Origin of the sequence: Actinotalea ferrariae CF5-4 (assembly GCF_000603945.1) — a bacterium.
Lineage (GTDB): Bacteria > Actinomycetota > Actinomycetes > Actinomycetales > Cellulomonadaceae > Actinotalea > Actinotalea ferrariae.
This window is the reverse complement of sequence record NZ_AXCW01000173.1, coordinates 1-8611: the sequence shown is the minus strand read 5'-3', so window position 1 is coordinate 8611 and position 8611 is coordinate 1. Positions and strand designations below refer to the sequence as shown.

The window sequence follows — 8611 nt, the reverse complement described above, 5'->3', positions numbered from 1 at the left end:
CCTCGCGACCGACCGCACCGTGGCGGACCTGCGGGGCCCGACGGCGTGCACCGTCGCCACGCCCGACGACGTGCGGGCCGTCCTCGCGGCGGCCGGCCCCGACCCGCGGACGGCCGGCCCGGACGGCGAGGCGGAGTTCGTGCGGCGCCTGACCTCACGGCGCGTCGCGGTCGGGCAGCTGCTCATGGACCAGGCGGTGGTGAGCGGGATCGGCAACATCTACCGGGCGGAGATGCTCTTCCGGGCGGCGCTCGACCCGTACACCCGGGGCACCCAGGTGCCGGCCGAGACCGCCCGGGAGCTGTGGCAGGACTGGACGGTGCTGCTCGACGACGGCGTCCGGACCGGCGTCATGGTGACGCGCGCGGACCTGTCGGACGCCGACCGCCGCCGGGCGCTGCGGGACCGCGCGCTGCGGCACGCCGTCTACGGCCGGGCGGGGGAGCCGTGCCTGCGCTGCGGCACCCGCGTCGCCGTCGCCGACATGGCGGGCCGCACCCTCTACTGGTGCCCCGGCTGCCAGACCGGCTGACGTCGCCGGACCGACCGGCCGGCACGACGCCCGGCCCGGGACCGGCAGCGCGGGCCGGCGCATCGCTCACCCGGACGCGACGAAGGCCCCGCCGAGGACGGCGGGGCCTTCGTCGCGTCGCCCTCACGGGCGGTGGTGCTGCGGTCAGGCGACCGGACCGGCGCTGGCGCCGCGACCGTTGTCGTTCGAGACGCGCTGCGCCGCGACACGGGCCTGGTCGCGCGCGCTCGGGGCGGAGTCGACCGCGGCCTTGACGCGGCTGGTCTCCGCCTCGGCGGTCGTCAGGTACTGCTCCCAGCGGGCCTGCATGGGCTTGATGAGGCCACCGCCGACGCCGACGATGATGACGCCCGCGATCGTGGCGAGGATCGCGACGAGCACCGGGATGGTGACGGTGACCGCGATGCCGACCTGGTTCAGCGCGGCGATGATGCCGAGCCCGAGGATGGCGAAGGCCGCGAGGTTGGCGAGCGCCTTGCCGTAGGACAGGCCACCGAGCGTGTTGGTGATGAGCTCCTTGACCGCGGCGGCGATGGCCGCGGCGACGACCACGATGAGGATCGCGACGAAGAGCTTCGGCAGGAACGCGATGACGCCCTCCAGCAGGTCGCTGATCGGGTTCGGCCCGAAGACGCCGAACGCCATCTGGAGCACGAACAGCAGCAGCGCGTAGTAGACGATCTTGCTGACGATGTCCGAGGCGTCGTACGTGGACTGCGCCAGGGCCTTCTTGATGCCGCCGCGCTCCACAGCGCGGTCGAAGCCGACGCGCTCGAGGACCTTGTCGATCGCCTTCGCGATCACCTTGGCGATGATCCAGCCGATGATGAGGATGAGGAGGAAGCCGACCAGCTTCGGTACGAAGGTGGCCACCTGGGTCCAGGCGGTCTCGAGCGCATCGTTCATGGGGGTCTCCAGGTCTGTGTGGGGGTGGTCCGGCGGTCGACACAGGCCGACGTCGCCCGGTCCGGGCGGGCAGTTCCCGCCGGTCCGACCGCACCACCGGGGTCCGAGGTGGCGCCCCGTCATGGGAGCATCCGGCCCGGGGGTCGGCAACCGGAGAGCCGGACCGCCGCGGGCACGGCAGGCTGTCCCCATGGACCTGCGGATCTTCACCGAGCCCCAGCAGGGGGCCACGTACGACGACGTCCTGCGCGTGGCGCAGGCCACCGAGCGCCTCGGCTTCGACGGCTTCTTCCGGTCGGACCACTACCTCGCGATGGGTGACGGGGACGGCCTGCCCGGACCCACCGACGCGTGGACGACGCTCGCCGGCCTGGCCCGCGAGACGGAGCGGATCCGCCTCGGCACGCTCGTCTCCTCCGCGACGTTCCGGCCACCCGGCGTGCTCGCGATCCAGGTGGCCCAGGTCGACCAGATGTCCGGGGGCCGGGTCGAGCTCGGCCTCGGCGCCGGCTGGTTCGCGGCCGAGCACGCGGCGTACGGCATCCCCTTCCCCGAGAAGCGCTTCGGCCTCCTCACCGAGCAGCTCGAGGTCCTCACCGGCCTGTGGTCGACGCCGGTCGGGGAGCGGTTCGCCCACCACGGCGACCACTACACGCTCACCGACTCCCCGGCCCTGCCCAAGCCCGTGCAGCACGCGGGGCGGGACGGCGCGGCGGGCGTGCCCGTGATCGTCGGCGGGAACGGCCCGCGCCGGACGCCGGCGCTCGCGGCGCGCTTCGCCACCGAGTACAACGCGGCGTTCCCGGAGATCGCCGACATCCCGGCGGCGTTCGCGCGGGTCCGGTCCGCGTGCGAGGAGGCCGGCCGCCCGCCGGAGGAGCTCGTGTACTCGGTGGCGCTCGTCCTGGCGGTCGGCGCCGACGAGGCCGAGCTCGCCCGCCGGGCCGCGGCGATCGGCCGTGAGCCCGCCGAGCTCCGCGAGCACGGCGTGGCGGGGACCGTCGCGGAGGCCGTCGACCGGGTCGGGGCGCTGCGGGAGATGGGCGTCGAGCGGCTGTACCTGCAGGTCCTGGACCTGGGCGACCTCGACCACCTCGAGCTCGTCGCGAGCGAGGTCGCCCCGCAGGTGCGCTGACCCCCAGGCCGACAGGGCGCTGCGCGCCGGCACCACCCACTCCCGCGGGGGCCCGGTCGACGATGATCGTCGACCGGGTCACGGCGCGATTCACCGTCACGTCGGCGCGGTCGTGACCGGATCGCGGACGGTTCACGGTGACCTGGGTCTCACTCGGATGGCGTCTGTGCAGGTCAGAGTATGTCCGGTTCGTCCGGTCACGAGATGTTCACACACCGACGGTCGCCCCTGACCAGGGACGTTGCTACGTTCGACCAGCCGCACGGAAGCGCGCCGGCAAACCCCCCCAGCCTCGAGGCCAGGACGGCCTTTGCCGGTGGAGCGCGCCCCTGCCCGGTCACGACCTCGGTCGTGGCGCCGATGACGCCGCACCTGACGGTTCCCGACCCGGGGCCGACAGGCCCTGAGCCGAACCGACCCAGGGAGAAGAGGCCACATGGTCGCCACGACCTTCGACCGACTGCTGCAGGACCCGCGCAAGAGGAAGGAACCGCCCCGCCTGAGGGCTCGGACCACCGAGAACCAGGCGGCGCAGAGCCCGTCGCTCATGCTGCTCGTCCTCCTGGCGAGCGCCGGCGTCGTCGTCTACGCGCTGTTCCTGCTCAACCCCGACAACCGCGGCGACTGGCTCCCCTGGGTGCTCGTCATCGCCGCCGAGACGATCCTCGTCGTCCACGCGCTGCTCGCGATGTGGACGATCCTGTCCAGCGGGCACGACCCGCGGACCTTCGCCTTCCACGCGTCCCAGGACGAGCTGTTCGACGCGGCGGAGATCGTGCGCGAGAACCAGGAGATGTCGCCGCAGGACTGGCAGATGTACCTGGACGGCCGCCCGGTCGCCGTCGACGTCTTCATCACGACCTACGGCGAGGACCTCGGCACCATCCGCCGGACCGTCGAGGCCGCCGTCGCGATGCACGGCAAGCACCTGACCTGGGTGCTCGACGACGGTCGCTCCGACGAGGTGCGCGACCTGACCGAGGAGCTCGGCGCCCGGTACCTGCGCCGCCTGTCCAGCGGCGGCGCCAAGGCGGGCAACGTCAACCACGCGCTGTCCCAGACGAGCGGCGACTACTTCGTCATCCTCGACGCGGACTTCGTCGCCAAGCCGGAGTTCCTCACCGAGACCGTGCCGTTCTTCGGCTCGCCGGACGTCTCGTTCGTGCAGACCCCGCAGACGTACGGCAACACGAACAACCTCATCTCCCGCGGCGCGGGCTACATGCAGGCCGTGTTCTACCGGTACATCCAGCCGGGCCGGAACCGCTTCAACGCGGCCTTCTGCGTCGGCACCAACGTGATCTTCCGCCGCCAGGCCGTCGAGGAGATCGGCGGCATGTACACCGGCTCGAAGTCCGAGGACGTCTGGACGTCGCTGCTGCTGCACGAGCGCGGCTGGCGCTCCGTCTACATCCCGACCACGCTCGCCGTCGGCGACACCCCGGAGACCATCGAGGCGTACACCAAGCAGCAGCAGCGCTGGGCCACGGGTGGCTTCGAGATCTTCTTCACGCACAACCCGCTGTCGCGCAAGCGCGACCTCACGCTCGACCAGCGGCTGCAGTACCTCGTCACGGCGACGCACTACATGACCGGCATCGCGCCGCTCCTGCTGCTGCTCGTGCCGCCGCTGCACATCTACTTCGGGCTGTCCCCGATCGAGCTGTCGGTGAGCCCGCTGACCTGGGTGCTCTACTACGCCGGCTTCTACGTCATGCAGATCGCCGTCGCCTTCTACACCCTCGGGTCCTTCCGCTGGGAGGTCCTCATGCTGGCCTCCGCGTCGTTCCCGATCTACGTGCGCGCGTTCGTCAACGCCCTGTTCAAGCGCGAGCAGAAGTGGCACGTCACCGGGTCGGTGGGGAAGACGGCCTCGCCGTTCAACTTCATCATCCCGCAGGTGCTCGTCTTCGCCTTCCTGGCCATCACGTCCGCCGTCGGCATCTGGCGCGACGCGGACGCGGGGATCTTCACGCTCGCCGTCGCCTGGAACGTCACGAACACCTTCATCCTGGGTGCCTTCGTCGTGACGGCCATGCGGGAGGCCTCGCGGATCCGCCGCGAGAACCGTGCAGCCCGCCGGTCCCGCGGGCGTCGTGCCGCCGGGGCCACCACCACCGTCGAGGGCGCCGCCCGCTCGTCGGGCCCCGACCGCATCGACCACTCCGACCCCACCCCGGCCCGGTCCCCGGAGCCGACGTCCGACGACGTCGCTCCCGACGGGCGTGACGACCTCCGTCCCGTCCCGGCCGACTCCACCCGTCCCACCAGCGCCCCCGGAGGTGCCGCATGACCTGGTTCAACCGCATCAAGCTTCTCGTCGGGCTGGTGGCGGTCGTCGCCGTCGCCGGCGTCGCCCTCATCCAGCTGAACGACGCCCGTGGCCGCGCCACGAGCACCACCGCCCAGATCGCCGCCGAGGCCTACACGCTCGGCACCCCGTACTCCGGCACGATCGTGTCCCAGCCCGCCGAGGTCGGTCAGCCGGTCGCGGAGGGTGACCCGGTCTTCGTCATCGACTCCCCGGCGCTGGAGCTCGAGATCGCCGAGGGCCTGATCGAGGCCGAGGGCAACCCGAACATCGACGCCGAGGGCAACTTCCTCATCCGCGCCAACACCCCGGGCGTGCTCACCGACACCCAGGTGGCCACCGGCGCGTTCGTCCAGGCCTCCTCCGAGCTGGCCACCGTCCAGGCCGAGGGCACCCTCCAGGTCAAGGCGGAGTACGAGATGACCGCCTCCCAGTACGGCCGCCTGACCGACGGCGCCCCTGTCACGCTCCGCCTCCCGGACGGCCGCGAGATGGCCGCCTCCACCGCGGACGTCTCGGTCGAGCGCACCGACGACGGCACGTCGCGCGTCGTCCTCAGCGTCGTGTCCGAGGAGCTGTCCGCCCTCGCCCGCGAGGACCGCCTCATCACCACCGGCACGCCCGTCGTCGCCGAGGTCGAGCTGCGCAACGAGGGGGTCGTCGCGGACATCAGCCGGCTCGTGAAGGGCTACGTGTCCCAGGCGACCGACACCGTGACCTCGGCTGTCGGGGGCGCCTGATGACGAGACGCACCCTGACGGTCCTCGCCGCCCTCCTCGCGGCCGTCGTCGTCGCCGCGGTGGCCTTCACGGCCACGCGCGGTGACGACGGCGGGTCGTCGGCCGCGTCCGACGGCGCCCGGCCCGCGTCGGGCGAGATCGCCGCGGGCGACGTCACCGGCCCGCCGGACGCCCCGGCGCCCGACGTCGACCCGGACGCCGCCACGGCCGCTCTCCACCAGGAGGAGCTCGGGAAGATCGAGCCGACCCGTCTCGCCGAGGGCCTCGTCCCGCCGACCAACCGCTGGTTCAGCGGCCTCGTCTTCCAGCACCCGGAGAACGACGAGCCGATGCCGGTGTTCCCGCACCCGCTCAGCGCGGGCTTCGAGGGCGGCGCCGTGACCCTGGGCCTGCCCGACCCCGTGACGAGCGAGAAGGCGATCGTCGGCCCGCACGTCCCGGCGATCACGGTCGACGCCGGCACGCAGAGCATCGAGGTCGTCGCGCACGACGACGCCTCGGTCACGGTCGCGCTGCTCGACGAGGCCGGCACGGCCGTGGGCCGGGTCGTCCTGGCGGAGGGGTCGCCGTTCGCGCCCCTCACCGCGACGCAGGACCTGACGCTGTCGGTCGACGCCGCGTTCGAGCCGGCCGAGGGCCTCGCGCCCGAGGGCTTCGCCGCCGCGACCGCCGAGGTCGCGGAGCGCACCTGGGTCGCGGTCGCGCCCGAGGGGGCGTTCGAGGGCAGCGACATCACCCTCGCCGCCGACGAGACCGTCACCTGGTTCCCGCTGCCCGACGAGGCCGCCGACGACGCCCCGCAGCGTCTCGCCGAGGCCGCGACCCACCCCGTCACGGGCGCGGTCGCGACGTACGGCGTCGGCGACGGCATCGCGCGCACCACCATCGGGTACGCCACGGCCGACGGCGGCGAGACCGCCTACGTGACGCGCCCGCACCACCGCCAGGGCGACCAGCCCGAGCGTCCCGACTGCGGGCTGGGCACGTACCCCAGCGTGTACGGCACCCTCGAGCTCTGCGCGGGCTCGCAGCTGACGAGCTTCGCGCCGCAGATCGAGCCGCAGGCCACCCTGGACGTCGATGCCATCGACGACTCGGAGCGCGAGCGGATCCTCGAGCAGCTGCCGACCGACGTCGCGGCCGTCCCGGACCCGCCGGCCGACACCTACTTCGGTGGGAAGTGGCTGTACCAGGCCGCGACCCTGGTGACGCTGGGCGAGCAGCTCGGCGCCGAGGACGTCGTGGCCGACCTGCGCACCGAGGTGACGGACAAGCTCCGCGAGTGGACCGAGCCGCAGGGCTGCGCCGACCGTGACGCGTTCTGCTTCGCGTACGACCCCACGGCGCGCGGCGTCGTGGGGCAGGTGCCGTCCTTCGGCTCCGACGAGTTCAACGACCACCACTTCCACTACGGCTACCACCTCGCCGCCGCCGGCCTCATGGCGCGCGACGACGAGGCCCTCGCCGAGGAGCTGGCCCCGGTCATGGACGTCCTGGCGCAGGACATCGCGACGGTCGTGGAGACGGACCGTTTCCCGCGGCTGCGGAACTTCGACGTCTACGCGGGCCACTCGTGGGCCTCGGGCACGTCCCCGTTCCGCGACGGCAACAACCAGGAGTCCAGCTCCGAGGCCGTCAACGCGTGGAACGGCCTGGGGCTGTGGGCGCAGGCGCGCGGCGACGAGGCGACCGAGCAGCTCGCCTCGTGGCTCATGTCCACCGAGGCCGCCGCCATCATCTACTGGACCGACCTCGACCTCGAGGACCCGGTCTACGAGGGCTACGGCCAGGAGATCGTCACCCTGAACTGGGGCGGCAAGCGCGACTACGCCACGTGGTTCAGCGCGGAGCCGAACGCCATGCTCGGCATCCTGCTCATCCCCATGGGCCCGTTCGCCGACTACCTGGCGACCGCCGAGCCGGAGCGCATCCGCGCGGCGGTCGAGGAGGCCACCCCGGGCGGGTACGGCGTGCAGTTCGGCGACTACCTGCTCATGTACCGCGCGCTGGCGGGTCCCGAGGACGCCGCCGCCGCGTGGGAGGAGGCCGAGCGTCTGCCCGAGGACTCGATCGACGACGCGAACTCGCGGTCCTACATGCTCGCCTGGATCGCGTCCCGCACGGGCTGAGGCCCACCCCACCACGGCACCACCACCCCAGGGCCCCGGCGCTACCGCAGCGCCGGGGCCCTGCGTCTGTGGGCCCTGCGTGTGTGGGCCCTGCGTGTGTGGGTCCTGCGTGTGTGGGTCCTGCGTGACGCCGCCCGGACACCGAGCACGACGCCCACCACCAGCAGCCCGACGAGCGCCGCGTTGCGGGTGGCGAGCAGCAGCGTGACGGCCGGGTCACCCGTGACGAGCGCCGGGTACCCCCACGGGAACACGGCCTGGGTGAGGGCGGCCACGACGAGCACGAGCACGGCCACCGCCCGGCGGGCCCGCGCCCCGACGCCGTCCGGCCGCCCGGCCAGCATCACGACCACGGGTGCGGCGAGCCAGGTGACGAACTGCGGCGAGCCCACCTTGTTGGCCACGACGAGCCACACGGTCAGCACCAGGCTCGCCGGGAGCAGCAGCGGAGCCGCGGCGCCCCGGTGACGGGCCAGGACGAGGACCAGCCCCGCCACGGCGAGCCCGGCGGGCAGGAGCACGTCGAGCACCCCGGCCACGGCGTCGGCGGCCGGCGCCACCACCTCGTAGGTGACCAGCTCCTCGTCGAAGGCCACGCCGGACCGCCCGTCCAGCGCCGCACCGAGGACCCAGGGTGTCCCCGCCACCGACTCGGCCTGGAGGCCGCGGTCCGTCTGCGCGACGAGGAAGGAGAAGGGCGCTCCCCCGAGCAGCAGGACGGTCCCGACGACGGCGGCGCTGAGCACCGCGGCCGGCCCGACGACGTCGCGCCACGGCCGGGAGGCGGCCGCTGCGAGGGGCAGCAGCAGCGGGCCGGGCGCCACTTTCACCCACGCCCCGGCCGTGAGGAGCGTCGCG

General features: G+C 73.2%; 6 protein-coding genes and 1 pseudogene. 5 read left to right on the top strand and 2 right to left on the bottom strand.

The window, feature by feature from the left end:
* Positions 1-532, top strand: a 532-nt coding sequence (locus N866_RS13570; protein WP_034227258.1) for a zinc finger domain-containing protein, incomplete at its 5' end; no start/stop codon positions are given.
* Positions 533-676: 144 nt separating this feature from the next.
* Here the strand turns inward: N866_RS13570 and N866_RS13565 are convergent.
* Positions 677-1438, bottom strand: a complete 762-nt coding sequence (locus N866_RS13565) for a mechanosensitive ion channel family protein (RefSeq protein WP_052023047.1) — start codon at positions 1436-1438, stop codon at positions 677-679.
* A gap of 190 nt (positions 1439-1628) precedes the next feature.
* Here N866_RS13565 and N866_RS13560 point away from each other — a divergent pair, with 190 nt between their 5' ends.
* From N866_RS13560 to N866_RS13545, 4 genes are all read left to right on the top strand, one after another.
* Positions 1629-2573: an LLM class F420-dependent oxidoreductase gene (locus N866_RS13560; RefSeq protein WP_034227257.1), complete on the top strand. Its 945-nt coding sequence runs from the start codon at positions 1629-1631 to the stop codon at positions 2571-2573.
* A gap of 436 nt (positions 2574-3009) precedes the next feature.
* The gene (locus tag N866_RS13555; protein ID WP_081802647.1) at positions 3010-4866 is read left to right on the top strand and encodes a glycosyltransferase family 2 protein; all 1857 of its coding nucleotides are present in this window, start codon (positions 3010-3012) and stop codon (positions 4864-4866) included.
* Complete coding sequence (locus N866_RS13550) at positions 4863-5624, top strand: efflux RND transporter periplasmic adaptor subunit (protein WP_052023046.1); 762 nt, start codon at positions 4863-4865, stop codon at positions 5622-5624. Before N866_RS13555 ends, N866_RS13550 begins: the two co-directional genes overlap by 4 nt.
* Entirely contained in the window at positions 5624-7753 is a 2130-nt protein-coding gene (locus N866_RS13545; protein ID WP_034227256.1) for a glycosyl hydrolase, read from the top strand. The genes N866_RS13550 and N866_RS13545 overlap by 1 nt, the downstream gene beginning before the upstream one ends.
* A 41-nt stretch (positions 7754-7794) precedes the next feature.
* Here N866_RS13545 and N866_RS21425 read toward each other — a convergent pair.
* Positions 7795-8611 (bottom strand): annotated as a pseudogene (locus N866_RS21425) (glycosyltransferase 87 family protein); the annotation flags it as partial.

What these genes read in the sequence shown, in the direction of transcription:
- N866_RS13560 (WP_034227257.1), top strand. Translation starts at nt 1,629, where the DNA reads ATGGACCTGCGGATCTTCACCGAGCCCCAGCAGGGGGCCACGTACGAC.
- N866_RS13545 (WP_034227256.1), top strand. Translation starts at nt 5,624, where the DNA reads ATGACGAGACGCACCCTGACGGTCCTCGCCGCCCTCCTCGCGGCCGTC.
- N866_RS13550 (WP_052023046.1), top strand. Translation starts at nt 4,863, where the DNA reads ATGACCTGGTTCAACCGCATCAAGCTTCTCGTCGGGCTGGTGGCGGTC.
- N866_RS13565 (WP_052023047.1), bottom strand. Translation starts at nt 1,438, where the DNA reads ATGAACGATGCGCTCGAGACCGCCTGGACCCAGGTGGCCACCTTCGTA.
- N866_RS13555 (WP_081802647.1), top strand. Translation starts at nt 3,010, where the DNA reads ATGGTCGCCACGACCTTCGACCGACTGCTGCAGGACCCGCGCAAGAGG.